Source organism: Aeromonas sp. QDB68, from assembly GCF_027707405.1.
Lineage (GTDB): Bacteria > Pseudomonadota > Gammaproteobacteria > Enterobacterales > Aeromonadaceae > Aeromonas > Aeromonas caviae.
Genome location: NZ_JAPCIQ010000060.1, coordinates 1 through 25,960, shown reverse-complemented (window position 1 = coordinate 25,960; position 25,960 = coordinate 1). Strand labels below are relative to the sequence as shown.

Sequence of the window (25,960 nt, the reverse complement as noted above, 5' to 3'; positions counted from 1 at the left end):
TGATCTCGCACCTCGATAACTGTACGTAAGATCAGTATAGTTCGTGGTAACTGACTGCTAATCATGGGTAATCAGGTTAATTTATTGTTCAGTTCCCCGGGTGTATAAGAGGCCTCCCATACGAACATTGGGGTGGTAGCAGGGATGGATTACCAGACGGGGCCTTCGGGTCATCATGACGAATGCGCATTACGTTGATGGGAGTCACACCAGATGCAGGACATGCTGCTTGCCATATGGCATCAGGATTTTGATCAGCTTATACAAATGCAGGCAATCGGTCTGCTCGTCACCTGTCTGGTGGTGATCCTCTTCCTTGAATCGAGCTTCGTCTTTCTGCCCCTGCCCGGTGACAGCCTGGTGCTGCTGGCGGGCGGTCTGGTGGGCATGGGGGTGCTGGGGCCCGAGGTGACCTTGCTCTATCTGCCGCTCGCGGCCGGGATAGGGAGCGTGCTCGCCTACTGGCAGGGGCAGGCACTGCATGGCACCCGTTTCATGGGCCATGTGGAGCGAATGATCCCGGAAGGGAGCCTGCCCAGGGCCTCCCGACTGCTGGATCGTTACGGCTTCTGGGCCATGTTCGTGTCCCGTTTCATCCCCTTCGTGAGAGTGTTGACCCCCATGTTGATGGGAGTCTCCCGCCTGCACCTGCTGCGGGTGGCCGTGGCGAGTTTTGCCAGCGCCTTCCTCTGGTCCCTGGTGCTGAGCATGGCCGGCAAGATGGTGATGGCGACCCCGGTCTTTGCCCATCATCAGGAGCTGCTGACCAAGTGCCTGCTTGTCACCTCTTTCGGGTTGTTCGTCATCGCGGTGGCGGCCATCGGCATGCGGCTGCTCAAGCGTCCGAGCAAGCGGGTGCGCTGATCTCACTGCCCGGGCTGCGCCTGCTGCCGCGTCTGGAGAGCGCAGCCCCCGGAAAAATACAGGCCATTTGAGGCGGCATTCCTGTCGCCTATCTGTTACACTTCGCGCCCGCCATTTTCCGGCTCATCTTCTGATCTGATGTCAGACCCAGCCGTCCTTGGCTCCACGCCTCGCCGATGCCAGGCCACACGCCGGCCCAGGCCACCCACGCCAACTACAGCTCCGCTGGAACACAGGAACCCAACATGAGATTTGAATCGTTCGATTTTGCCCCCGAGATTTTGCGCGCCATCTCAGATTGCGGTTATCAGGAGATGACCCCTGTGCAGAGCCAGGCCATCCCGGCCATTCGCCGTGGCCGCGATGTGCTGGCCAGTGCCCAGACCGGTACCGGCAAGACAGCCGCCTTTGCGTTGCCCATCCTGCAACGCCTGGTAGACAACCCGGCGCCGGTGCAGCCTTCCAATGCCCGCGTGCTGATCCTGACCCCGACCCGCGAGCTGGCGGCCCAGGTGGCGAGCAATATCAACGATTTCGCCAAGTATCTTGATATTACTACCCTCACCATCGTGGGTGGCGGCAAACAGGATGTGCAGGCCAAGAAGCTCAAAGCGGGCGCACACATCATAGTGGCCACCCCTGGCCGTCTGCTCGAGCACCTCACCGCCTGCAACCTGAGCCTCTCCGGGGTCGAGACTCTGGTGCTGGACGAGGCGGATCGCATCCTCGACATGGGCTTTAGCGCCGATGTGCAGCAGATCCTGCAGGCGGTCAACAAGACCCGCCAGAACCTGCTCTTCTCCGCCACCTTCTCCGAGGCGGTAAAAAAGCTGGCCAACCTCATGCTGGACAAACCCCAGGTGGTGGCCGTCGACAAGCAGAACTCTACTGCCGACACCGTGAGCCACACCGTTTATCCGGTGGAACAGAAGCGCAAACGCGAGCTGCTCTCCGAGCTTATCGGCAAGCAGAACTGGCAGCAGGTGCTGGTGTTTGCCAGCACCCGCGAGAGCTGCGATGAACTGGTGGAGGAGCTCAACCTCGACGGCATCAAGTCTGCCGTGGTGCACGGTGACAAGGCCCAGGGGAGCCGTCGCCGTGCCTTGCGTGAATTCACCGAAGGCAAGCTGCGGGTGCTGGTGGCCACCGAGGTGGCCGCCCGCGGCCTGGACATTCCGAGCCTGGAATACGTGGTCAACTATGATCTGCCGTTCCTCGCGGAAGATTACGTGCACCGTATCGGCCGAACCGGTCGCGCTGGCAAGAGCGGCATGGCCATCTCCTTCGTCAGTCGCGAGGAGGAGCGCACCCTGCTGGAGATCGAGGCCCTCATCGGCCAGAAGATCCGCCGCATCATGGTGCCGGGTTACGAGGTGAGCAGCCGTGACGACCTCATCAAGCAGTTGCAGGAGCGCCGCCGCTTCGGCAAGCGCCCGCAGCGTGAAGACAATGCCGCCGCCCAGGCCATGGCTGAGGCGAAACTGCAAGGTCAGCGCCTCAAGCGTCTGGCGGCGGCCAAGAAGCCCCGTCAGCCGAAATAAGGCAACGTCGCACCCTCCCGGTCGGGGAGGGGCGTTTACTCTCCAAAGGCGCCACTGGCGCCTTTGTGCTGTCGATGACGCGGCCCCTGGCCGCCCCGTTTCAGAGGATCCGAGATGACCCTTCCTGCTTACAATCAGGCCCTGCTCGAGATGGCCCGCCAGAGCCTGGCGGAGCTGGAGCGCACCGCTGCCCAGAAGACGGGCAAACGCACCCCCGCCCAGGAGAGCCACTTTCTCTGTACCTGGATGGCGGATTCTCTCAAGGAGAAACGCTTCTCCCGGCTGGTGATGGAGGATCTCAAGGCCTGGGTGCAACTGGGGCGGACGCTGGGGGCGGGGGCCGATCTCAAGGGGCTGCTTGAGCGGGTGCAGCGCCAGTATGAGCGTGCCATGTATGAGCCGGTACAGCTGGGGGCGCGCCTGGCCGATCTGCTTTTGGCGCTGGAGGGGGCGGGCTGGCTGGTGTTCACCGACAGCGAACTGCACACCCGGCAGCGGCTGCTGAGCCAGGGGCAATCTAGTCTGATCATCTCGGCCAGCGAGTATCAGGGCCATATCGAGGGAGGTGAGCTGGTCAAGCCCCTCACCCTCTATGTGCGCGGGGACGAGCAGGTACTGGCCGAGGCGGCATTTGCCCGGGGCCTGCTGCTGAGCCAGGGCAACAAGAAAACCACCCTGGTCAAGCACCACAAGGCCTATCGGCTGATGCCGGGCAACGCGCAGCCGGCCCTGGCGCTGCTGGCCTCCTGACCCCACCTTCTCATCCCGTCACCCGGCCCTGCGCCGGGTTTTTTTATGGCAAATACGCCACACGGGGTTGCCTGCACGCCCAGGGCCGGGCGGGCAATCTTTGTCGCAGCCAAGAGGCTCCCCCTCTGATGGGGGGCGTCCCCCATATGGAGGGATGGTGGGGTGGTGCTTCTGCTCTAGGGTGGATGGGCCCCAAAGAGGGCCTTAAAGGAAGCAGGCCGCCTGACAAGGCGACACTCAATGAATGAGGAAACATGATGAAAGCGACTCCAATTGCCCTGTTGCTGGCCGGCGTGCTGGCGTCCCCGCTCTGCGCCGCCGGACTCGATGCCCGGCTCACCCTGGTGGAGGGCAGCACAGACGATGTGCGCGTCAACCTGACCCTGACCAACACCGGGGAGAAGCCGGTTCGTCTGCTCAAATGGCAACTGCCGGGCAGCGAGGATGCTCCCCTGTTCCAGGTGGAGCGTGACGGCCAGCCGGTGGATTACGAAGGGGCCCTGATCAAGCGGGCCGCCCCGAGTGACAAGGACTACCAACTGCTCAAGGCGGGCCAGAGCCTGACAGTGCAGGCGGAGGTCTCCGGTCTCTACGACATGAGTGCCCAGGGCCAGTACAGCATCCGTTATCTGCTGCCGACCGTGGCACAGGAGGGGAAAGCGGCCAAGGCCAAACAGGCCCAGGCGAGCGAGTCCAATGCCGTGACCCTCTGGGTGGACGGGGTGAGCGACGAGCGGGTGCTGGCCAAGGCGGCGGTGGCCGAGCCCCAGGCGGTGAGCGCCTCGGTCAGCTTCAGCGGCCGTTGCACCAACACCCAGAAGAGCGACATCCTGGCGGCGCTCGATGCCGCGAGTGGCATCGCCAACAACTCCAGCAGCTACCTCGCGGTGGACAAGCCGAATGGGCAGCGCTACCGCAGCTGGTTTGGCGCCTATGACGCCACCCGCTGGAACCAGGCCGAGACCAACTTCAGCAAGATCAAGGATGCCATCGACAACAAGCCGCTCACCTTCGACTGCGGTTGCAAGCAGAGTTACTTTGCCTATGTCTATCCGGACCAGCCCTACAAGGTCTATCTGTGCAAGAGCTTCTGGACTGCGCCGGTCACCGGGACCGATTCCCGCGCCGGCACCATTGTCCACGAGCTGAGCCACTTCAACGTGGTGGCGGGCACCGACGATCTGGGATACGGTCAGGCCAATGCGCGCAATCTGGCGAGCACGGATCCCCAGAAGGCCCTGAACAACGCCGACAACCACGAATATTTCGCCGAGAATACCCCGAGCGAAAATTGAGTTGCAAACAGGGGCCGGATGGCCCCTTTTTTGACGGAGGCACCATGATGACACTCTTGCTCACCACCCTGGCACTGGCGCCCTTGCAGTGCGAGCTGTCGGTCAGCGCTGAGAGCGGGGTGAACGAACCCCTGCCCCTGGTGATGACCCTGACCAACCGGGGGGAGACGCCCCTCGAGGTATTGACCTGGTTCACCCCCTTCGAGGGGTGGTTTGCCGATGCCATCGACCTGACCCGCGATGGGCAGCCGCTGGACTATCGAGGGCCGCTTGCCAAGCGAGGTACCCCCGGGGACGGCGACTTCCTGCACCTGGGGGCGGGGGAGCAGAGCCAGGCCGATGCGGACCTGGCGCAGGCCTACGATCTGTCCCAACCGGGCCGCTACCGGCTCAGCTATCGTGCCCAGCCCTTGACGCTGACCAAGGGCGTGGCGCCCAGCTGCCCCGCCGTCGACTTTACCCGGGTGGCCCCCTAGGCGATCTGCGGCTTGCCCTTGGTATCCAGCAGCCCGACGGCGCGGGGGGCCACCGCCAGACCGCGTGAAGATTGGCTTTCCCGCCAGCAGCAGTGCACCAGCGTGATCACATGGTCATCCAGGGTATCGTCTTTATCCGGATGACGCAGGGGATGGGCCACCGAGTGGGTCGATAGCAAAATGATGAACATGAGGGGCGGTCCAGCCATGCCATGCACCGGGCCGACTCGTTTACACCGTCAAGGAGGAGACATGGCACTGGAACAACTGAAACGGGAGCTGGAGCGCTTTGGCGAGCAGAATGACGGCGCGCAACACTCCCGTGGCAGCAAGATGCTCAACATTACCCGCGACACCGGCGAACTGCTGGCGATGCTGGTGCAGACGAGGGGGGCGCAGGCTGTGCTGGAGATCGGCACCTCCAACGGTTACTCCACCCTCTGGCTGGCCGAGGCAGTGAAACGGCTGGGGGGCCGGGTCACCACCATCGAGCTGGACGAGGGCAAACGGACCATGGCGGCGACCAACTTTGAGCGGGCCGGGCTCACTCCCTGGATTGAGCAGTTGGCGGGGGAGGCCGGCAGCCTGTTGCCCTGCCTGCCGACGGCGGGCTATCAGCTCATTTTTCTGGACTCCGATCGCCGCCACTACCAGGCCTGGTGGCCCGAGATCCAGCGCCTGCTTGCCCCTCGTGGCCTGCTGGTGGTGGACAATGCCATCTCCCATGAAGACGAGATGAGGGAGTGGATGGCACAGGTGCGGCGTGACCCCGATTTCCTGACTTCCCTGGTGCCGGTGGGCAAGGGGGAGTGGCTGGTGGTGCGGTTGTAGGGGAAAGGCATGGAAAACAAGACCATGGAACCAAAAGCAGTTGTGGAGGCCTACTGGCAGGCCATGCAAAGCAACGATTTCGTCAAGACCCCCAGGTGGCTGAGCGATGACTTTCTCTGTGACTGGCCAACGTCGGGGGGGCGACGCGAGGGGCGGGTCAACTTCGTCGAGGTCCATCGGCGCTACCCGGCGGCCGGGCCCTGGAATATCGACATCGTCCGCCTGCCGGAGCAGGGCGGGAGGTGGTGACCGAAGGGGTGATCACCGACGGTGACGTCAAGGCGCGCGCCATCGAGCCTTTACCTTCCACGTGGTGCGTGGCAATGCCATGTGCCATCAGACCGAATTTTGGCCCGATTGATACGTTGTGTCGTAACTGGGCCACTGCCATCCCGCGGGAGCCACAACCCGCCTGATATGGTTTCCGCTGACGGAGCGCCGCCAGCGGGGCAATTCCTCGGCCAGTCCGGCCATTATTTATTCGTTATCCATTATTTCGCTAAATATCCCCGTATTTCATGGTTGGGTCATGCCATGAGCCACGTTATGTTTCATCCATACCGCCAGCAAGCACTATGAAGGTTATCTCTGCCGATAATTAATTTAAATTAAACATGATAACTGGCTGGTTTTATTTTGTGGTGGTTGGCAAGCGCTCTGGATGTTCATAAATATAACGAGGTGAATAATGAAAAAACGGCACTCCCTGTTTTTAATGGCGGCACTTCCGCTGGCACTGATGACATCGGTACAGGCACAGTCAAGCCTGGCCGAGATCCAGCGGGCCGGAGTGATCAAGATCGGCACCGAAGGGACCTATCCTCCCTTCACCTACCACGACAAGAGCGGCAAGCTGGTGGGCTTTGACGTGGAGATCGGCGAGCTGATAGCAAGCGGTCTGGGCGTGAAGCCGCAGTTCGTCGAGGGCAAGTGGGACGGGCTCATCGCCGGGGTGGACGCCAAGCGCTACGACCTGGTGCTCAACGAAGTGGCCATCACCCCTGAGCGGCTGAAAAAATATGATTTTTCAGACCCCTACATCACCTCCAAGGCGGTGATCGTGGTGCACAGCGACAACCAAAGCATCAAGAGTTTTGCCGATCTGAAGGGCAAGCAATCCTCCCAGTCCCTGACCAGCAACTTCGCCCAGCTGGCGAAATCATCGGGCGCCGAGGTGGTGGCCACCGAGGGATTCAACCAGTCACTCGAACTGGTGCTGACCGGGCGGGTGGATGCCACCATCAACGACAGCCTCTCCTTCCTCGACTTCAAGAAACAGAAGCCGGACGCCAAATTGAAGGTGGCGGCCAGCGAGGCCAAGGGGGATCAATCAGCCGCCCTGCTCGCCAAGGGGCAACCCGAGTTGCTGGCTGCCATCAATCAGGCGCTGCGCAATGCCAAGCAGGATGGCGCATATCAGAAAATATCGCAGAAATATTTCGGCACCGACGTCTCGCAATAATATCGTGGCAACATAATAACAACTGAGGATATTAACGTGCCGGCCTGGTTGCAGTTAATGATCGACTCTTTTTGGCCCCTGCTCAGTGCGGGGCTTATTTTTACCGTGCCACTCACTCTGATTACCTTCGTGTTGGGAATCGTGCTCGGCTTGTCGGTGGCGCTGGCCAGATTATATGGTCCGGCTCCGCTGGTGATACTGGTCCGCTTCTATGTCTGGCTTATTCGGGGCACGCCCCTGCTGGTGCAGCTGTTTCTGATCTTTTACGGTCTGCCGAGCGCCGGCATCGTGCTGGACGCCTTCACCGCCGCCGTCATCGGTTTCACCCTCAACATCGGTGCCTACAGCTCGGAGATCATTCGTGCCACCCTGGCGGCCATCCCCAAGGGGCAGTGGGAGGCAGCCTACTCCATCGGCATGAACTGGCCCCAGGTCATGTGGCGGGTGATCCTGCCGCAGGCGGCGCGCATCGCGGTGCCACCGCTCTCCAACACCTTCATCTCCCTGGTCAAAGACACGTCGCTGGCGGCGGCGGTGACCGTGCCCGAGCTGTTTCAGGCGGCCCAGCGCCTCGCCTCCGTCACCTATGAGCCGCTCATTCTCTATATCGAGACGGCCCTCATCTACCTGATGTTCAGCTCGGTGCTCTCCACCCTGCAAGACAGGCTGGAGCAGCGACTGGCTCACAAAGAGACCCGGGAGGTCGCCCTATGATCCGCTTGAGTGGCATCGAGAAACAGTTTGCGGGGCAGCGCGTGTTGAAAGGGGTGGGGCTGGCGATGGCCGCGGGCAGCGTCACCGCCCTGATCGGTCCCTCCGGCAGCGGCAAGAGTACCCTGCTGCGCTGCGTGAACCTGCTGGAGCGACCCGATGCAGGCCAGCTGGTGCTGGGGGACAGCGAGCTCGACTTTACCCGGCATCTGTCACGGCAAAGCGTGCTGGCCCTGCGCCAGCAGACCGGCATGGTGTTCCAGAATTTCCAGCTGTTCCCGCACATGACGGTGCTGGAGAACGTGATGGAAGGGTTGGTGACCGTGTTGAAGTGGCCCAGGGAGAGGGCAGTGGCGCGCGCCCTGCAACTGCTCGACAAGGTGGGGCTCAGGCACAAGGCCGAGGCGGTGCCTGCCACCCTCTCCGGCGGTCAGCAGCAGCGGGTCGCCATTGCCCGGGCGCTGGCGCCATCCCCCAAGGTGCTGCTCTGTGACGAGCCCACCTCGGCGCTGGATCCCGAGCTTGCCCAGGAGGTGGTGGCCGTGCTGCGCCAGCTGGCCAGTGAGGGGACTACCATGCTGATCGCCACCCATGACTTGCGCCTGGCGGCCCAGATTGCGCAGCAGGTGATCTTCCTGGAGGCCGGGGAGGTGGTGGAGGCGGGCAGTGCGCGCCAGATGTTCACCACCCCCAAGCGGGCGCGTACCTTCGAATACATCTCCACCCTCACCGAACGGCTGCCGGAGAGCTGGAGCATCTAGCCGGTTCTGGCGGATTGAGAGCGAGATAAAAAAACAGCCCCGCACGAGCGGGGCTGTTTGCATGGCTGCTTGGTTATGGCGGCAGATCACACGGCCAGGTAGTCCATGATCCCTTCGGCCGCCTTGCGACCCTCATAGATGGCGGTCACCACCAGATCCGAGCCGCGCACCGCGTCACCACCGGCGAACACCTTGGGGTTGCTGGTCTGGAAGGCGTACTCGGCCTTCTCGGGCGCCTTGATGCGATCCCGGCCGTCGAGCTCGACGCCGTGCTCTGCCATCCAGGGTTGGGGGTTGGGCTGGAAGCCGAACGCCATCACCACCGCATCGGCGGGCAGCACCTGCTCGGAGCCTTCAATGACTACCGGATTGCGGCGGCCATTGGCATCGGGGGCGCCGAGCTCTGTGCTCACCACCTTGATGCCGCAGGTGCGGCCGTGAGCGTCCAGTTCGACCCCGACAGGTTGCAGGTTGAACATGAATTCCACCCCTTCCTCCTGGGCGTTTTTCACCTCCCGCTTGGAGCCCGGCATGTTCTCGGCATCCCGGCGGTAGGCGCAGATCACCCGATCGGCCCCCTGGCGGATGGCGGTGCGCACGCAGTCCATGGCGGTGTCGCCGCCCCCCAGCACCACTACCTGCTTGCCGGCGAAGTCGATGTAATCGGCTTGCGCCTTCTCAAAGCCCAGCAAGCGATTGGCGTTGGAGATGAGGTAGGGCAGGGCGTCATAGACCCCCGGCGCCTCTTCGTTGGCAAAGCCGCCCTTCATGTACTTGTAGGTGCCGACCCCGAGGAAGACCGCATCGAACTCGCCGAGCAGGTCGGCGAAGGTGACGTCACGGCCCACTTCGGTCTCGAGGCGAAACTCCACCCCCATCCCCTCGAAGATCTCGCGGCGGCGCTGCATCACCTCTTTCTCCAGCTTGAAGGAGGGGATACCGAAGGTGAGCAGGCCGCCGATCTCCGGGTACTTGTCGAACACCACAGGGGTGACGCCATTGCGTGCCAGCACGTCGGCACAGGCAAGGCCAGCTGGGCCCGCGCCAATGACGGCGACCCGCTTGCCTGTCTTGACCACCTTGGAGAGATCCGGGCGCCAGCCCATCTCGAACGCCTTGTCGGTGATGTATTTTTCGATGTTGCCGATGGTCACGGCGCCGAATCTGTCGTTGAGGGTGCAGGCACCCTCACACAGTCTGTCTTGCGGGCAAACGCGGCCACATACCTCCGGCAGGCTGTTGGTCTGGTGGGAGAGCTCCACCGCCTCCAGAATGCGTCCCTCGTTGGCCAGCTTCAGCCAGTTGGGGATGTAGTTGTGTACCGGGCACTTCCACTCGCAATAGGGGTTGCCGCAGTCGAGGCAGCGATCTGCCTGCATGCCGACCTGGGCCTGGTTGAAGGGCTCGTAGATCTCCACGAACTGGATCTTGCGGATCTTGAGCGGCTTCTTGGGCGGGTCGACCCGCTGGACATCGATAAACTGGAATACGTTCTGGCTCATAGGGTTCCCTCCTTATTGCGCCTGGATTCTGAGTTCTGCACTGGAACGGCTGGTGTGGCCAAGCAGCGATTTGACGTCGCTGGACTTGGGTTTGATCAGCCTGAACTTGGGCACATAGGAGTCGAAGTTGGCCAGGATCTCCTCGGCACGCGAGCTGCCTGTCTCGTTGAGGTGCGCCGTGATGATACCGCGCAGGTGCTCCTGGTGGATGGCCAGATCCGCCACCTCCAGCAGTTCGACCAGCTCGGGGTTGGTGCGCTTGGCAAAGTTGCCGCACTCGTCGAGCACGTAGGCAAAACCGCCTGTCATGCCCGCCGCGAAGTTGACACCGGTCTTGCCGAGCACGGTGACGATGCCGCCTGTCATGTATTCACAGCCGTTGTCGCCAATCCCCTCGACCACCGCCAAGGCCCCTGAGTTGCGCACCGCGAACCGCTCGCCTGCGGTCCCTGCGGCATAGAGCTTGCCGCCGGTGGCGCCATAGAGGCAGGTGTTGCCGATGATGGCCGCCTCGTGGGATTTGAACGCCACGCCGACGTGGGGTTTGATCACCAGCTTGCCGCCGGTCATCCCCTTGCCCACGTAGTCGTTGGCATCCCCGGTGAGGATCATCTCAAGGCCACCGGCGTTCCAGACGCCGAAGCTCTGGCCGGCGGTGCCGTTGAAGTGCACCTTGACCGGATCGGCCGCCATGCCCTGGTTGCCGTGGCGCTTGACGATTTCGCCGGACAGACGCGCACCCACGGAGCGGTCGGTGTTGCGGATGTCGTAGCGGAACTCGCCGCCACTCATGTTTTCCACCGCATCCAGCAGGTCTTCCACCATCTTGAGGTTCAAGGGCCCCTTGTCGAAGGTGGGGTTGTGCTGCTGGCTGAACAGACTGGAGCCTGCCGGTGCAACCGGGGCCGCCAGGATGCCGGACAAGTCCAGCTTGGCCTGACGGGCGGTGAGGCCGGGCAGGGCTTCCAGCAGGTCGGTACGACCGATGAGGTCGGTGAGCTGGGTGACGCCAAGCTCGGCCATCAGCTCGCGCGTCTCCTCGGCGATGAACTTGAAGTAGTTCATCACCATCTCCGGCAGGCCGGTGAAGTGTTCGCGGCGCAGCTTCTCATCCTGGGTGGCGACGCCGGTGGCGCAGTTGTTCAGGTGGCAGATACGCAGGTATTTGCAACCGAGCGCCACCATGGGGCCGGTACCGAAGCCAAAGCTCTCGGCGCCGAGGATGGCCGCCTTGATGATGTCCAGACCCGTCTTGAGGCCGCCATCCACCTGCAGACGCACCTTGTGGCGCAGGCCGTTGGCCACCAGGGCTTGCTGGGTTTCGGCCAGGCCCAGCTCCCAGGGGGAGCCGGCGTATTTGACCGAGGTGAGCGGGCTGGCGCCAGTGCCGCCGTCGTAGCCGGAGACGGTAATGAAGTCAGCATAGGCCTTGGCCACGCCACAGGCGATGGTGCCGACGCCAGGTTCGGACACCAGTTTCACCGACACCAGGCAGTTCGGGTTGATCTGCTTGATGTCGAAGATGAGCTGGGCCAGATCCTCGATGGAGTAGATGTCGTGGTGGGGCGGCGGGGAGATCAGGGTCACGCCGGGCACGGAGTAGCGCAGCTGGGCGATTTGCGCGGTGACCTTATCACCGGGCAGCTGGCCCCCTTCACCGGGCTTGGCACCCTGGGCGACCTTGATCTGCACCACGTCCGCGTTCATCAGGTAGTGAGGGGTGACGCCAAAGCGACCGGAAGCCACCTGCTTGATGCGAGAGTTCTTCTCGGTACCAAAACGCTTGGGATCTTCACCGCCTTCGCCGGAGTTGCTCTGACCGCCGAGGCGGTTCATGGCGATGGCCAGGGCCTCGTGGGCTTCAGGGCCGAGGGCGCCGATGGACATGGCCGCGGAGTCGAAGCGGGGGAACAGCCTGGCGGCTGGCTCCACCTGATCCAGCGCAACCGGGGTGGTGCCCTGTTTGAGCGACAGCAGATCCCGCAAGGTGGCGACCGGCCGCTCGTTCACCAGACGGGCATACTCCTTGTAATCGGCGTAGTTGCCGGAGCGCACCGCCACTTGCAGGGTCTGCACCACGTCCGGGTTGTAGGTGTGGTACTCGCCACCGTGGACGAATTTCAAGAGGCCGCCCTGGGTCAGCGGCTTGCGGCCGAGCCAGGCCAGACGGGACAGATTGATCTGATCCTGCTGGATGTCGGCAAAGTCGGCACCCTGGATGCGGCTCGATACGCCGCGGAAGCAGAGTTCGACAACAGCCTTGGAGAGGCCCACCGCCTCAAACAGCTGGGAGCAGCGGTAGCTTGCCACCGTGCTGATGCCCATCTTGGACATCACCTTGTAGAGGCCCTTGTTGATGCCGTTGCGGTAGTTGAGCATGGCCTGGCGCAGGCTCATCTTGAGCACGCCTTCTTCTACCTGCTTGGCGAGGGTCTCGTAGGCGAGATAGGGGTAGATGGCGGTGGCGCCAAAGCCCAGCAGCACGGCGAAGTGGTGCGGGTCGCGCACGCTCGCGGTCTCCACCAGGATATTGGCGTCGCAGCGCAGGTTGTTGTCCACCAGGGTACGCTGCACCGCCCCCACCGCCATGGCGGCCGGGATGGGCAGGGTGTCCGGGCTGATGTCCCGGTCTGACAATACCAGCAGCACCGCGCCGCTGCGGGCCGCTTCAGCTGCCTCGTGGCAGAGGCGCTCGAGGGCGGCTTGCAGCCCCTCTTCGGGCAGGTAGTTGAGGCTCAGCACCGCATGGCGGTAGTGTTCCCCCTCCAGGGCCAGCAACTGATGGAAGTCGGAGTAGAGCAGGATCGGCGACTGGAACAGCACCCGGTGGGCGTGGCCGAAGGTCTCGTTGAACACGTTCTGTTCGCGGCCGATACAGGTGGCCAGGGACATGACGTGATTTTCCCGCAGGGGATCGATGGGCGGGTTGGTCACCTGGGCGAACATCTGGCGGAAGTAGTCGTACAGGGTTCGCTGGCTGGAGGAGAGCACCGCCATCGGGGTGTCATCCCCCATGGAGCCCACCGCCTCCTGGCCGTTCTCGCCGAGCACGCGGATCACCTGATCCAGCTCTTCAAAGGAGTAGCCGAACAGCTTCTGGTAAGTCTTGAGCCGGTCATCCGGGAATTCCCGCGATCCCGTGCTGGCATCGTCCATCTGCTCGAAGGGCACCAGGCGCTTGCAGTGCTTGTCCATCCACTGCTTGTAGGTGTGACGGCTCTTGAGATCGTCGTCAATTTCGAAGCTGGTCCAGATCTTGCCGTTGCTGGTATCGACCACGAACAGCTCCCCCGGGCCGACACGGCCCTTCTCCAGCACTTCGTCCGGGGTGTAGTCCCAGGTGCCCACTTCGGAGGCCAGCGTGATGAACTTGTCCTTGGTGATGACGTAACGTGCCGGACGCAGACCGTTTCTGTCGAGTGCGCAGGTGGCGTAGCGACCGTCGGTCATGACGATGCCGGCCGGGCCGTCCCAGGGCTCCATGTGCATGGAGTTGAAGTCGTAGAAGGCGCGCAGGTCGTCATCCATGTTCGGGTGCTTCTGCCACGCAGGCGGGATCAGCAGGCGCATGGCACGGAACAGGTCCATGCCGCCGGCCAGGAAGAGATCCAGCATGTTGTCGAGGCTGGAGGAGTCCGACCCCGTGGTGTTGACGAAGGGGGCGGCCTCTTGCAGATCCGGGATCAGCGGGGTGGCGAACTTGTAGCTGCGCGCCTTGGCCCACTGGCGGTTGCCGGCAATGGTGTTGATCTCGCCGTTGTGGGCGAGGTAGCGGAACGGCTGCGCTAGCGGCCAGCGCGGGCTGGTGTTGGTGGAGAAACGCTGGTGGAACACGCAAATGGCGGCCTGCATGCGGATGTCGGCCAGATCCAGATAGAAGCGCGGCAAATCCACCGGCATGCACAGTCCCTTGTAGACGGTGACCAGGTTGGAAAGGCTGACCACATAGAAGTAGTCGTCGCTGATGCGTTTCTCGATGCGGCGGCGCACGATATAGAGGCGGCGCTCGAGATCCTTGTCGACCCAGCCCGGGGGCGCGTTGACAAAGACCTGTTCAATACTGGGCAGGGACGCCTTGGCGATGGAACCGAGTACATTGGTATCGATGGGCACCTTGCGCCAGCCGACCAGACTCAGGGTCTCTCTTTCCAGCTCCTCGTCGATGATGTCGCGAGTTGCCTGGGCCAATACGGGGTCCGGGTTGAGAAACAGCATACCGACCGCGTAGTTGCGGCCCAGGTGCCATCCCTTCTCTTCGGCGACCGCTCTAAAGAAGCTGTCGGGTTTTTGCAGCAACAGGCCGCAGCCGTCGCCGGTCTTACCATCAGCGGAGATACCGCCGCGGTGCTGCATGCGAGCCAAGGCTGACATCGCGAGACGGACAAGCTTGTGGCTGGCTTCCCCTTCCATGTGGGCCAACAGGCCGAAGCCACAGTTATCCCTCTCCAGCTTTGGATCATATAGTGACATTGCATTTCTCCCTTGCTCGGCCTTCCATCGCACTGTCATCAACAGACTGCATAAATTGCGATTGGCTCTTGTGGTTCCGTCCGCCTGAGGTGGCGAATCTCCAAACTAATGGGATTTTCGGGCAAGGTCAATTGGACATCCCGCTTGTTTGCAATGTTACATCACCATAACAAAATGTGGGTTTTTGAGACTCAATCAGCATTTTTGTGTATTTATGACTGACTTTTATTTATTTGTTGGATTTATATTCTGTTTATGGACGATTTAGTGGTTGACTGCATGGTGGCGGGAAACTGTAGTAATTTTACAAAGTCATCTCTGGTGTGCTTGGCGGGGATCACATTTCAGGATCCTGCGTCTTGCATTTGTCCATAAGCAGACTAAACAGGATTTTTTCAGTAGTTACAGCCGGTTATGGGCGAGAGGTTATGACACTTTTCTCCAGGTGGCAGGAGTGACAGGTTGTCAAAAGTGACCGTGAATGCTGACTGTTGGGTATTTATCGCATCTAACGTGAATATTTATATGATTTTTGGGTAGAGAGCGGGATTGATCCAGCGCAGCCTGCCCGCCGGGCTGCGTCGCTAGAATGACACCTCATTTCGGAGGTGTCATGCAGTTACACGAACTCATCAATACATTTGGCCAGGATCTCAAGCTGCGCCACGGCCAGAAGATCCACAAGCTCTCCATCCATGGGGCCTTTACCTGCCCCAACCGGGACGGCACCCTGGGCCGGGGTGGCTGCACTTTCTGCAATGTCTCCTCCTTTGCCGACGAGTCGGCCCAGCAACTCTCCGTGGTGCAGCAACTGCTGGCACGCCGGGACGAGGTGACCCGGGCCAGGCGCTATCTGGCCTACTTTCAGGCCTATACCAGCACCTATGCCGAAGTGGAGTACCTTCAGCGCATGTATGAAGAAGCCTTGTCGGTGAGCGACATGGTGGGGCTCTGCGTCGGAACTCGCCCTGATTGTGTACCCGATGCGGTGCTGGATCTGCTGGCAGGTTATCAGGCCCGCGGCTACGAGGTGTGGCTGGAGCTCGGGCTGCAGAGCGCCAACGACAAGACGTTGCAACGCATCAATCGGGGCCACGGCTATGCCGCCTATGTTGACGCTGTAACCAGAGCCCATCTGCGGGGCATCAAGGTGTGTGCACACCTCATCGTCGGCCTGCCCGGCGAGGCGCCGATGGACAGCCTGGAAACCCTGCACCGTGTCGTGGAGACCGGCGTCGAGGGGATCAAGCTTCACCCACTGCATGTGGTGGAGGGGAGCACCCTTGGCAAGGCGTGGCAGGCGGGACGGCTGGATGTGTTGACGATGGAGCAGTATGTGGCGGCGGCGGTCGCCATGATCCAGTACACGCCTCCCGAGGTGGTCTATCACAGGGTCTCGGCGTCGGCGCGCCGCCCGACCCTGCTGGCCCCCGCCTGGTGCGAGAATCGCTGGAGCGCCATGACCGCCATTGCCGCGGCGCTGGCACGCTCAGGCCCTCAGGGGCACTGCCTGGGACGCCCTTTTTCTCTCCCTTCCACGGGCGAGTGCCAACTCTAATTTCGTCAAAAAACAGTGGGTTATTAGATGAAATTCAGTCTTTGGAGTATAGTTTCGTTCAAGTCACCTTGATAAGATGGTCGGCTTGAAAAAAGATATAGTTATCAATAACTCTTTGCAGTTTGTATACCGGGCGGTGTCTCTTCGAACCGGGTGGCATATTTCTTGGCAACACCAGGTGCCTGGTATGTCCCCTCCGTTTCCGGCATGAAAATCTGTGAGGGAGGCGAGACATGCAGTGTCCCGGCTCTGTGCGCTAATCGGGTTGTGGGTCTGGGTGGCGAGGTCTGTTCTGTTTTTCCGGATCGCCGCCGGGCTTTGGATATTCGGCCCCGAGACAACCTTCTGAATCATGTTTGATGGGATGCTATGCAAGCAGAAACCAGCCATATAGATGAACTGTTGGAGTGCCTGGTCTTTTTGACCCGCTTTTACGGGGTGCCCAACAGTCAGGATGCTCTCACCACCGGCTTGCCACTGGTCTCCGGGCGTCTCAGCACGGCGCTCTTCAGAGCGGGGTGGTCTCTCTGCCCGCGAAGTGATCCAGCCCCTTGAACAGATCTCCTCCCTGCTGCTGCCCTGCGTCTTGCAGACGCGTAATGGCGGCGCCTGCATCTTGCTTGAATGGAATGAAGAACGGACCCAGGCGAGGGTCATCTTTCCCCAGGCCGGAGACGCGGCTCAATGGGTCAGTCTTGCCCAGCTGGGTGACGAGTACAATGGTCGTCTGTTCTACGTCAAGCGGCAGTTCAAATTTGATGAGCGCTCGCCCAAAGTGCTGGAGACCCGTGATGGTCACTGGTTCTGGAGCACCTTGTTCGAGTCCCGCGGTATCTATCGGGATGTGCTGGTGGCCTCGATCCTCATCAACCTGTTTGCCATCGCCAGCCCCCTGTTCACCATGAATGTCTATGACAAGATTGTGCCCAACCTGGCATTCGACTCCCTCTGGGTGCTGGCAGTTGGAGCCATGGTGGTGTTCACCTTCGACTTCGTGATGCGCCAGCTGCGCAGCTACTTCATCGATATTGCAGGCAAGAAATCCGACGTGCTGTTGTCGGCCAAAATCTTTGCCAAGGTGATGGGCATGAAGATGGAGTCCAGGCCTGCGTCGACCGGTGCCTTTGCCAAGCACTTGCAGGAGTTTGAATCGGTGCGCGAGTTTTTCACGTCGGCCACCGTCTCCACCCTGATCGATCTGCCGTTTGCCATCTTCTTCCTCTTCATCATCTGGATTTTCGCCGGTGTGATGGTGGTGGTGCCCATCATCGCCATCCTGATCCTGGTGGCCTACAGCTTCTACATTCAGGCACCGCTGAAGCAATCCATCGAGGAGGGCTCCCGGCTCGCCTCCCAGAAGAACGCCAATCTGATCGAAAGCATCTCGGGCCTTGAGACAGTGAAGATTTTCGGGGCCGAGAGCATGTTCCAGCACCGCTGGGAGCAGGCGGTGTCCCACATCTCGACCTGGGGCGTGCAAACCCGGCGCATCACCAACTCCATGTCTTCTCTGGCGAGCTACATCCAGCAGGTGGTGACAGTGGGACTGGTGATCGTCGGTGTCTACCAGATCTCGGAAGGGTTGGTGACCATGGGGGGCATGATAGCGGCCGTGATGCTGTCGAGCCGGGCTATCGCCCCCATGGTGCAGCTCTCGGTACTCTCCACCCGCTACAACCAGGCCAAGTCGGCGCTCGAGATCCTGGAGAAGATCATGATGACGCCGGGTGAGCAGGAGGAGGGCAGGCAGTACATCCACCATCCGCTCATCCAGGGGCGCATCGAGTTTGAAAATGTCTCCTTCAAGTATCCGGGCATGGAGAGCAGCACCCTGCACAACATCAACCTGCGCATCGAGCCGGGTGAGAAGGTGGCCATCATCGGGCGGATCGGTGCAGGTAAAACCACGCTGGAGAAATTGCTGATGGGTCTCTATCGCCCGACTGACGGCCTGGTGCGTCTGGATGGCTTTGAGCTGGACCAACTGCCGCCGACCATCATTCGCCGCAACATCGGCTGTGTGCCGCAAGATGTGACCCTCTTCTTTGGTTCCGTGCGGGACAACATCATGCTGGGTAATCCCCTGGTGGACGATGCCCGTGTCTTGCGCGCCGCCAAGCGGGCCGGGGTCACCAACTTTACCAACCGGGATCCCAACGGTCTCGACAGACAGATTGGCGAAGGGGGACGTCAGCTCTCCGGTGGCCAGCGTCAGTCCATCCTGCTGGCTCGCGCCCTGCTCAACGATCCCCCCATTCTGGTGATGGACGAGCCGACCTCCAACATGGACAACCAGTCAGAGATGCACGTGAAGCAGGAGCTGGCGCGGCTCGGCCCCGAAACCACCCTTATCCTCATCACCCACAAGACCTCCATGCTGGATGTCGCTTCCCGGGTCATCGTCGTGGAGCAGGGGAAGATAGTGGCGGACGGTCCCAAAGAGGTGGTGTTGCAGCAATTGAAGGAAGGCAAGGTGCGGGTGCAGGAGACGGCGAATGGCTAACCACTGGTTCAAGAAAACGCCCTCAGATACGGTCTTGCCTGCACCCGAGCATCTCGAGTACGTGGATGACGGCGCCGCCGCCGTGCTGCTGACGACACCCACCCGTGCCAGAGTCCTGCTCTGGGCCTGCTTCCTGTTTTTTGTCAGCGCCATCGTCTGGGCCGCCTGGGCAGAGCTGGATGAAGTGACAGTCGGCCAGGGCAAGGTGATACCGTCGCGCCAGTTGCAGGTGATCCAGAACCTGGAAGGGGGGATCGTCAAGGAGATCTTCGTCAAGGAGGGGGACATCGTCGAGAAGGGACAGCCACTGCTGCGCATCGACGATACTCGCTTCAAGTCGGATTTTCGCGAACGGGAGCAGGAGCTGGTCACCCTCAAGGGGGATATTGCCCGCCTGCGCGCCGAAATTCGCAGCGTAGTGGTCAAGAACGAGCCCAATCTGGGCTGGCGTGAACAGGTAGCCATCGACAAACAGGCCATCGAGTTCCCCGAAGGGTACGAGAATGTATTTGCCGAATATGCCGCCCGTGAAAGATCGGTGCAGGAGGCGCGGTTAAACAACCTCAAGAACCAGCTTAACATCCTGGGACAGCAGATCGAGCAGAAAGAGCAGGAGACCATAGAGCTCAATGCCAAGATCCGGACCGTGGGCCGCAGCGTTGATCTGGCTCGTCAGGAGCTGAACATCAGCCGTCCTCTCGCAAAAGAGGGTATAGTTCCTCAAGTGGAGCTAATTAAACTGGAGCGGCAGGTCAACGAAATGCAAGGGGAGCTGGAGGCGAACCGCCTGCTGGTGCCCAAGCTCAACTCGGTACTGCGGGAGACCATCTCGAAGCGAAATGATATCGCCCTGAAATTCCGGGCGGACTCCCAGACCGAGCTGAACGAACGTCAAGGCAAGTTGAGCCAGTTGTCAGAGGGCCAGGTCGGTCTGCGGGACAGGGTCGATCGTACCAGTGTGATCGCGCCTCTCAAGGGGACCATCAAGAAGCTCAAGATTAATACGCTGGGTGGGGTCGTTCAGCCGGGCATGGACCTGATGGAGATAGTGCCGCTGGAAGACACCCTGCTGGTTGAAGCCAAGGTGTCGCCCAAGGACATCGCGTTCCTCAGACCCGGACTGGAGGCCGTGGTCAAGATAACTGCCTATGATTTCACTATTTATGGAGGTTTACATGGCAAGGTTGAACAGATAAGTGCCGACTCAATCCAGGATGAGGAGGGCAATTCCTTCTATCTGGTGCGAGTACGAACCGAGAAGAGTTATCTGGGCGATGAGCTTAACGCACTTCCCATCATCCCCGGTATGTTAGCCAGTGCAGATATTATTACTGGTAAAAAAAGTGTCCTAGACTACTTGCTGAAACCCATCTTGAGGGCTAAGCAGTCGGCACTGAGAGAACGATAAGCCAACAATCTAAAAACAACATGACTGGAGATACCATGAAGAAGACGATTGTTGCCATGCTGGTTAGTGGCACCATACTGTTCCCGGGCCTGAGCCAGGCACAGACGCTGGAACAGTCAGTGGCGCAGTCACTGGCTACCCATCCGAAAATCAAGGAAGCTTTTGATCTCTATCAGGCACGACTGTATCAGCATGATGGAGCCAAGGGCGGCTATTACCCCACCATTGATCTGCGTGGTGGCGTCGGTTACGAGAAGACTGACAGTCCCTCGACCGTGGTCCCAATTCACAGACGATCGATGACTCCATGACGCGCAAGGAGGCCGGGATCAGCCTTCGCCAGATGCTGTTTGACGGCTTTGATGTCAGCAGCAACGTGGCACGGACCGATGCCGCCGCCCAGGCCCAGCGCCTGGCGATGATCTCCGAGGCGGAGAACACGGCCCTGCGCGTGGCCGAGGTCTATCTCAACATGCTGCGTCAGCAGGAGATCCTGGAGCTGTCCAAGCAGAACCTTGAAACCCACGAACAGATCCGCAGTGACATCCAGAAACGGACCGACTCCGGTCTGGGGTCGACCGCTGACCAGACCCAGATCGACGGTCGTGTGGCTCGGGCTTACTCCAATCAGGCGGCGGCGGAGAACAACTATCGGGATGCCGAGAGTGAGTTCATCCGTGTCGTCAATGAAGTGCCCAAGGATCTCGTTCAGCCCGTACCGAACACCCAACTCCTGCCCGCAACGCTGGAAGATGCGCTGAAGACGGCAACAGAGGTTCACCCGACCCTGCTGTCATCCCTGCAGGACATCGAAGAGGCGAAGTACCAGCATGAAGGCTCCAAGTCCGGGTTCTACCCGAACGTAGCCTTTGAAGTGGATCAGAACTGGAACGAGGACATCGATGCGGTCAAAGGCCGTAACGACGATCTCACCGCCATGGTCCGGATGCGTTACAACCTGTTCCGCGGTGGGTCCGATCTGGCAGAAAGCAAGGCAACCTCAGCGCTCTATTCCCAGGCCAAAGACATTCACATGAATGCCTTCCGTCAGGTGGAAGAGGGGACCCGCCTCGCCTGGAACGCCAAAGAGTCGCTGGCCAAGCAAAAAGTCTTCCTCAAAGAGCACGTGGACGCCAGCTATGACACCGTACAGGCCTACAAGAAGCAATTCGGCCTGGGCCAACGGACCTTGCTGGACGTGCTGAACACGGAGAACGAACTGTTCGAGGCTCGCCGCAGTTACATTACGGCCGAGTACGACTCCCTGTTGGCGGAATATCGTATCCTCAATGCCACCGGTGGTCTGCTCAATGCCCTGAATGTGCAGCAACCGGCTGAATGGCAGGCCAACAACAACTGATGGCCCTGCCACTGATGTCATATCAGGCAAGGGGAATGGCTGCAGCGTGCTGCAGTCATTCTTTTATGCGTCCGGCGGTCAGGGGATGATGGCGGCGTCATGACACAGAAAGAGGTGGCATCGACAGGCTGGAGCCGACGTGATGGGGATCGAGCCCTCGCAGGTGCACGTGCGCCCTTGCGGGTTCGCCTGCTGTGGCTGGTCCTGCTGGCGATCCCCCTGCTGCTCAGCGCCAGCCAGCCTCTCTCACCGGAGGATATGAAACTGGTCAAGCGCGCTGAGGAGACCTATGGCCCCAGGGCCGGCAAACGGGTCACCAGCTGGCGCACTTTGGCAATGCAGAACAAGGCGGCGGGGCTGACGGATCGGCAGAAGCTGGAGAAGGTGAACCAGTTCTTCAACCAGATGCGTTTCATCGATGACATCAAGTTGTGGCACAAGAAGGATTATTGGGCGACACCGCTGGAATTTCTGGGCGCAGCGGGGGGAGATTGTGAAGACTTCAGCATTTCCAAGTATTTTACCTTGCTGGAACTTGGCATCCCTGATGAAAAAATGCGAATGGTATATGTCAAGGCATTGGATTATAACCAGTTTCATATGGTCGTTGCCTACTATGAGACGCCTGCGGCAGTACCCCTGATTCTGGACAATCTTGTCGGATCAATTCGCCCGGCGACCCAACGGGCGGATTTGTTGCCAATTTACAGTTTTAACGGTAGTCACTTGTGGCTGATGAAGGCGCGTGGTCAAGGGGAACTGGCCGGGCAATCATCCCGCTTGGGATTATGGACAGACTTACGCAATCGCATGACATCGGGGCGATTGGCTCGGCCTGCGGTCAATTTGGATGATTAACCTATGACGCTCTACAGACAACTATTGGCAACCATGCTGCTGCTGTTCGGATTGCTGTTTGCCGCCACCTATTGGGTGCAATTCAATTCGACCCGCAACTACCTGGCGCAGCAGCAGGAGACCACCGTCATCAATACGTCCACCGCACTGGGTCTGGCGCTGACCCCCTATCTGGAGAACGGCGACAAGGTCAGTGCCGAATCCGTGATCAAGGCGGTGTTCGACGGGGGTTACTACAAGCTGGTTCGTCTCGATCTGCTGGCCTCCAAGGATGTCATCGAGCTGGAGAACAGCAGCCATATCGAAGGGGTCCCACAGTGGTTCATTGGGCTGGATCTGTTCCCTGAAGTGGCCAATGAATCGATTTTGACGTCGGGTTGGCTGCAACTGGGCAAGCTGAAGGTCGTCGGCCACCCTGGACAAGCCTACTACGAGCTTTGGAAAGGAATGAGCGAACTGGCCACCTGGTTCCTGGTCGGTTTTCTCGTCACCACTCTCTTGCTGATGCGGGCGCTCAATTATCTGCTCAAACCGCTCAAGCTGATTTGCGATCAGGCGGTTGAAATCGAGCTGCACCATTTCGGCCACGCCATTCCCGAGCCCAAGACCCGCGAGCTGCGGCAAGTGGTACAGGCCATCAATACCCTTTCCAGCAAGCTTGCCGTGCAGTTCAAAGAGCAGGCCGACGAGGCCGAGAATCTGCGAGCCCGCGTCTATGTGGATGCCGTCTCCGGGCTTGGCAACCGCTCTTACTTCGTCGGGCAGGTCAATGCCTGGATTGCGGAGGCCGGGCAGGGCGGGGTCATGCTGGTGGCCGTCGACATGCTGGACGATCTCTATCGGGAAGAGGGCTTTGCTGCAAGGGACAACATGGTCAAATCCATTGCACAGGTGCTCAGGGAACTGCTGGATGGCTGGGATGGCGCGGCGCTGGCCCGGATCTCGGCGACGGAGTATGCCTTGCTCTGCCCCACCGATGATCTGTCTCAGCTCAAGGAGCTGGCGGAGCTCATCAACAGCCGTATCGCCGATCTGGTTGTCAATCCCATGGGAGAAAGCGGAGCGCTGTCCGTCGTCGGCATCGCTGGCCGTGATGGCAATGACGATCTCTCGGCGCTGCTGACGAAGGCGGATAACGCCCTTGGCAAAGCGCGCAATGAGCGGCGCGGTGCCGTCGTGATGGAAGGCGGCAATGAGCAGGGACTGATGGGACGCCTTGCCTGGCGAGACCTGGTGCAGGATGCCATTGCCAGACATCTCTGGCGCTTCAAGGCACAGCCTGCGTGCCGCTTCGATGATGGTACCCGCCTGCATGCCGAGTTGTTCGCGGCCATCTCGCGAGATGGAACGGATTACTTCGCAGGGCAGTTCTTGCCTGCGATCGAGCAGTTCAAGATGGGGGCCGAGTTTGACAAGGCGGTGCTAGAAGCCTGCGTCCCCTTGTTCAAGCAGCAACCGGAATTGGTGTTGGCAGTCAATATCACGGCGGGTTCTCTCTGTTCGGATGAGTTCCTGACATGGCTCAGAGGCTATTTGTCGCTGAACGTGGAGCTGAAGGAGCGACTGCTGTTCGAGATCCCGGAAGCGGCCATCATGAAACACAAAGAGTATGTGACTCATCTGGTTGAGCTGTTGCGAGAGCACGGCTTCTTGTGGGGGGTCGATCACTATGGCCGGCACTTCCAGTCCCTCGGCTATCTGGAAGAGCTGACCCCCGCTTATGTCAAGGTGGACCACGGGTATACCAGCCAGGTCATGGAACCAGGCGCCGATACCTCCTTCCTGGCGGCTGTCTGTCGGGCTGCCCACAACGCGGGTGTCACGACCATCGCCACCCGGGTGGAAGATAAACGGCAGGTTGAATTGTTGTCCAGTTTGCATATCGATGGTTATCAGGGGTTCGTTCACCCTGCATTTCCACTGGCATAAGCGGTACAACTCGATAGAAAGGGGCCCATTAAGGGCCCTTTTTTATATCTGTTTAGAATATGTACATCATTTTTACGCGACATATAGGTAATATCACTAAAACTCGCGCTGTTACTTATTTGATTTTTATATGTAAAAAATATTCGTTCGATTCGCTGCATCGGATGAAGTCAAAGAGACTCAACCCTGTACATTTTTGCAACGGAAGCAGGACGGGGGCGTATCTAGAGTGTAGGCATCAAGATCTGTCACCCTGGAGCAATGGATATGCGCACCCAAATCATCGACAAAACCGTGGTCGTCTCTTCCGTAGAAGGCAACGTTCAGATCCTGCTTGCCGATGGCAGCAGTCGCCCTCTCCAGCCTGGCGAGATACTGCAGCCTGGCGCCAGACTCAATATCGCTGATGATGCCAAATTGATGCTGGCGCCCTACGATGACAAACCTGCAGAGGGCAATGGTGTCCCGGCAGGGACAGAGATGCCTCCAGAGGGGCAATCTTCCTCATCGGTTGCCAATCATCAGCAAGGCTCGCCTGAAGTGTCGCCAGAAATTGCGGCGTTGCAACAATCCATCCTGCAAGGGGTTGACCCGACCAAGAACTTCGAAGCCTCTGCTGCCGGTGGGGCACCTGCCGCCGGTGGTGGTGGCGGTATCGGCGGGGTCGCTGGGGCCAGTGGCAATGGTGGTTTTGTTGTCATAGATCGCATCGGAGATGCGACCATAGCCGAGGCCGGATTCGATACCGGCTATGACACGTTGATCGATCAGAATGTGCTGCAGGAAGACGATCTTCTGCCCGAGAATCAGCTCGATGATCAGGATGAGTCTGCTGTTACCCAGGAAGATCAGGCCATCAGTGGCAATGTGCTCGACAACAGCAACAATCCGGATGGTCCCCTTGATACGTCTGTCATTTCCTATAGCTGGGGCAGCAATCAGGGAATTGCTGCCGGCGTTGAGAGCACGCTGGATGGGATTGGTACGCTGATCATCAATGCCGACGGCTCCTATACCTTTACCCCTGCGCTGAACTACACAGGCCCTGTACCTGCGGTCAATTACACCGTAACGGATGGGGATGATACCAACGACTCCACTCTGACCATCACCATCACCCCTGTAGATGAGCCTGTCTCGCTGAATGGATTGCAGGTCGAGGGTGGTGAGCTTGTCCTTGAAGAAGCCGCATTGCCGGATGGCTCAGCCCCCGATGGCGCCGCCTTGACCAAGAGCAGTACCTTTACATTCAATGCGGCAGATGGAGTACAAAGCCTGACACTGGGAGGTGTGACGCTGATCAGCAATGGCCAGGTCTTGACCACCTTCCCCCAGGGGATCCCCAGTCCTTTGGGAAATCAACTGCTGGTGACCGGCGTCAGCTACAACCCGGTGACAGGGGTTGGCAGCGTGACCTACAGCTACACCCTGAACGATAACGAAACACATAACAAACCTGCAAATGATGGGGCTCTGACGGAGAGCTTCAACGTCGTGTTGACGGACCTCGATGGCGACACGACCAGTGCAGGGCTGGATGTCGTGGTGCTGGATGACGTGCCGACGGCGGTGAGCGACGTCAACCCGACGGCGGCGAGCGAGAGCAACCTGGTCCTCAATGGCAACGTCATCACCAACGACGTGCAGGGGGCGGATGGCGCGGCGGTGACCGCGGGCACCC

At 60.2% G+C, this 25,960-nt stretch carries 17 protein-coding genes and 3 pseudogenes; 17 read left to right on the top strand and 3 right to left on the bottom strand.

The features are described 5' to 3' along the window. The first annotated feature begins 213 nt into the window (after positions 1 to 213). From PG892_RS15605 to PG892_RS15585, 5 genes are all read left to right on the top strand, one after another. Complete coding sequence (locus tag PG892_RS15605; RefSeq protein WP_039040377.1) at positions 214 to 864, top strand: DedA family protein; 651 nt, start codon at positions 214 to 216, stop codon at positions 862 to 864. A gap of 245 nt (positions 865 to 1,109) precedes the next feature. Further along, the gene (locus tag PG892_RS15600; RefSeq protein ID WP_010675179.1) at positions 1,110 to 2,405 is read left to right on the top strand and encodes a DEAD/DEAH box helicase; all 1,296 of its coding nucleotides are present in this window, start codon (positions 1,110 to 1,112) and stop codon (positions 2,403 to 2,405) included. A gap of 114 nt (positions 2,406 to 2,519) precedes the next feature. After that, positions 2,520 to 3,155, top strand: a complete 636-nt coding sequence (locus PG892_RS15595) for a DUF2913 family protein (RefSeq protein WP_210538642.1) — start codon at positions 2,520 to 2,522, stop codon at positions 3,153 to 3,155. Between the two features lie 254 nt (positions 3,156 to 3,409). Then, positions 3,410 to 4,450 carry a M35 family metallo-endopeptidase gene (locus PG892_RS15590; protein WP_041213093.1) on the top strand — a complete coding sequence of 347 codons (1,041 nt, stop codon included), beginning with the start codon at positions 3,410 to 3,412 and terminating at the stop codon, positions 4,448 to 4,450. A gap of 44 nt (positions 4,451 to 4,494) precedes the next feature. Then, positions 4,495 to 4,926 carry a hypothetical protein gene (locus PG892_RS15585; RefSeq protein ID WP_029314737.1) on the top strand — a complete coding sequence of 144 codons (432 nt, stop codon included), beginning with the start codon at positions 4,495 to 4,497 and terminating at the stop codon, positions 4,924 to 4,926. On the opposite strand, the pseudogene PG892_RS15580 reads toward PG892_RS15585, so the two are convergent. Next, positions 4,923 to 5,051 (bottom strand): annotated as a pseudogene (locus PG892_RS15580) (questin oxidase family protein); the annotation flags it as partial. The gene PG892_RS15585 and the pseudogene PG892_RS15580 sit on opposite strands and share 4 nt — an antisense overlap. Before the next feature lie 127 nt (positions 5,052 to 5,178). On the opposite strand from PG892_RS15580, the gene PG892_RS15575 reads away from it, so the two are divergent. The 5 genes from PG892_RS15575 to PG892_RS15555 all read left to right on the top strand — a co-directional run bounded on the left by PG892_RS15575 (position 5,179) and on the right by PG892_RS15555 (position 8,691). Beyond that, positions 5,179 to 5,757: an O-methyltransferase gene (locus tag PG892_RS15575; protein ID WP_202016455.1), complete on the top strand. Its 579-nt coding sequence runs from the start codon at positions 5,179 to 5,181 to the stop codon at positions 5,755 to 5,757. Between the two features lie 24 nt (positions 5,758 to 5,781). After that, complete coding sequence (locus PG892_RS15570) at positions 5,782 to 6,006, top strand: hypothetical protein (RefSeq protein WP_227262862.1); 225 nt, start codon at positions 5,782 to 5,784, stop codon at positions 6,004 to 6,006. A 439-nt stretch (positions 6,007 to 6,445) separates the two neighbouring features. Beyond that, positions 6,446 to 7,219, top strand: coding sequence for an amino acid ABC transporter substrate-binding protein (locus PG892_RS15565; protein WP_202040445.1), 774 nt, complete (start codon positions 6,446 to 6,448; stop codon positions 7,217 to 7,219). 57 nt (positions 7,220 to 7,276) lie between these two features. Further along, the gene (locus PG892_RS15560) at positions 7,277 to 7,933 is read left to right on the top strand and encodes an amino acid ABC transporter permease (protein WP_201935501.1); all 657 of its coding nucleotides are present in this window, start codon (positions 7,277 to 7,279) and stop codon (positions 7,931 to 7,933) included. Further along, positions 7,930 to 8,691, top strand: coding sequence for an amino acid ABC transporter ATP-binding protein (locus PG892_RS15555; RefSeq protein WP_216986905.1), 762 nt, complete (start codon positions 7,930 to 7,932; stop codon positions 8,689 to 8,691). Before PG892_RS15560 ends, PG892_RS15555 begins: the two co-directional genes overlap by 4 nt. Positions 8,692 to 8,777: 86 nt before the next feature. On the opposite strand, the gene PG892_RS15550 is transcribed toward PG892_RS15555, so the two are convergent. Both PG892_RS15550 and gltB read right to left on the bottom strand, forming a co-directional pair. Continuing rightward, positions 8,778 to 10,193 (bottom strand): FAD-dependent oxidoreductase, encoded by a 1,416-nt coding sequence (locus PG892_RS15550; protein WP_039040371.1) that lies wholly within the window; start codon positions 10,191 to 10,193, stop codon positions 8,778 to 8,780. Positions 10,194 to 10,205: 12 nt separating this feature from the next. Then, positions 10,206 to 14,663 (bottom strand): glutamate synthase large subunit, encoded by a 4,458-nt coding sequence (gltB, locus tag PG892_RS15545; protein WP_103858276.1) that lies wholly within the window; start codon positions 14,661 to 14,663, stop codon positions 10,206 to 10,208. 613 nt (positions 14,664 to 15,276) lie between these two features. On the opposite strand from gltB, the gene PG892_RS15540 reads away from it, so the two are divergent. From PG892_RS15540 to PG892_RS15510, 7 genes and pseudogenes are all read left to right on the top strand, one after another. After that, positions 15,277 to 16,221 carry a TIGR01212 family radical SAM protein gene (locus tag PG892_RS15540; RefSeq protein WP_103858277.1) on the top strand — a complete coding sequence of 315 codons (945 nt, stop codon included), beginning with the start codon at positions 15,277 to 15,279 and terminating at the stop codon, positions 16,219 to 16,221. Positions 16,222 to 16,590: 369 nt separating this feature from the next. Continuing rightward, positions 16,591 to 18,724 (top strand): annotated as a pseudogene (locus PG892_RS15535) (type I secretion system permease/ATPase). After that, positions 18,717 to 20,132: an HlyD family type I secretion periplasmic adaptor subunit gene (locus tag PG892_RS15530; protein WP_270825561.1), complete on the top strand. Its 1,416-nt coding sequence runs from the start codon at positions 18,717 to 18,719 to the stop codon at positions 20,130 to 20,132. Before PG892_RS15535 ends, PG892_RS15530 begins: the two are co-directional and overlap by 8 nt. A gap of 35 nt (positions 20,133 to 20,167) precedes the next feature. Then, positions 20,168 to 21,492 (top strand): annotated as a pseudogene (locus tag PG892_RS15525) (TolC family outer membrane protein). A 99-nt stretch (positions 21,493 to 21,591) separates the two neighbouring features. Next, positions 21,592 to 22,350, top strand: coding sequence for a transglutaminase-like cysteine peptidase (locus PG892_RS15520; protein WP_227262859.1), 759 nt, complete (start codon positions 21,592 to 21,594; stop codon positions 22,348 to 22,350). A gap of 3 nt (positions 22,351 to 22,353) precedes the next feature. Further along, a complete protein-coding gene (locus PG892_RS15515) occupies positions 22,354 to 24,279 on the top strand; it encodes an EAL domain-containing protein (RefSeq protein ID WP_042864042.1) in 1,926 nt (641 codons plus the stop codon). A gap of 267 nt (positions 24,280 to 24,546) precedes the next feature. Continuing rightward, positions 24,547 to 25,960 (top strand): retention module-containing protein (locus PG892_RS15510; protein WP_270825560.1); only part of this gene is annotated, 1,414 nt, incomplete at its 3' end.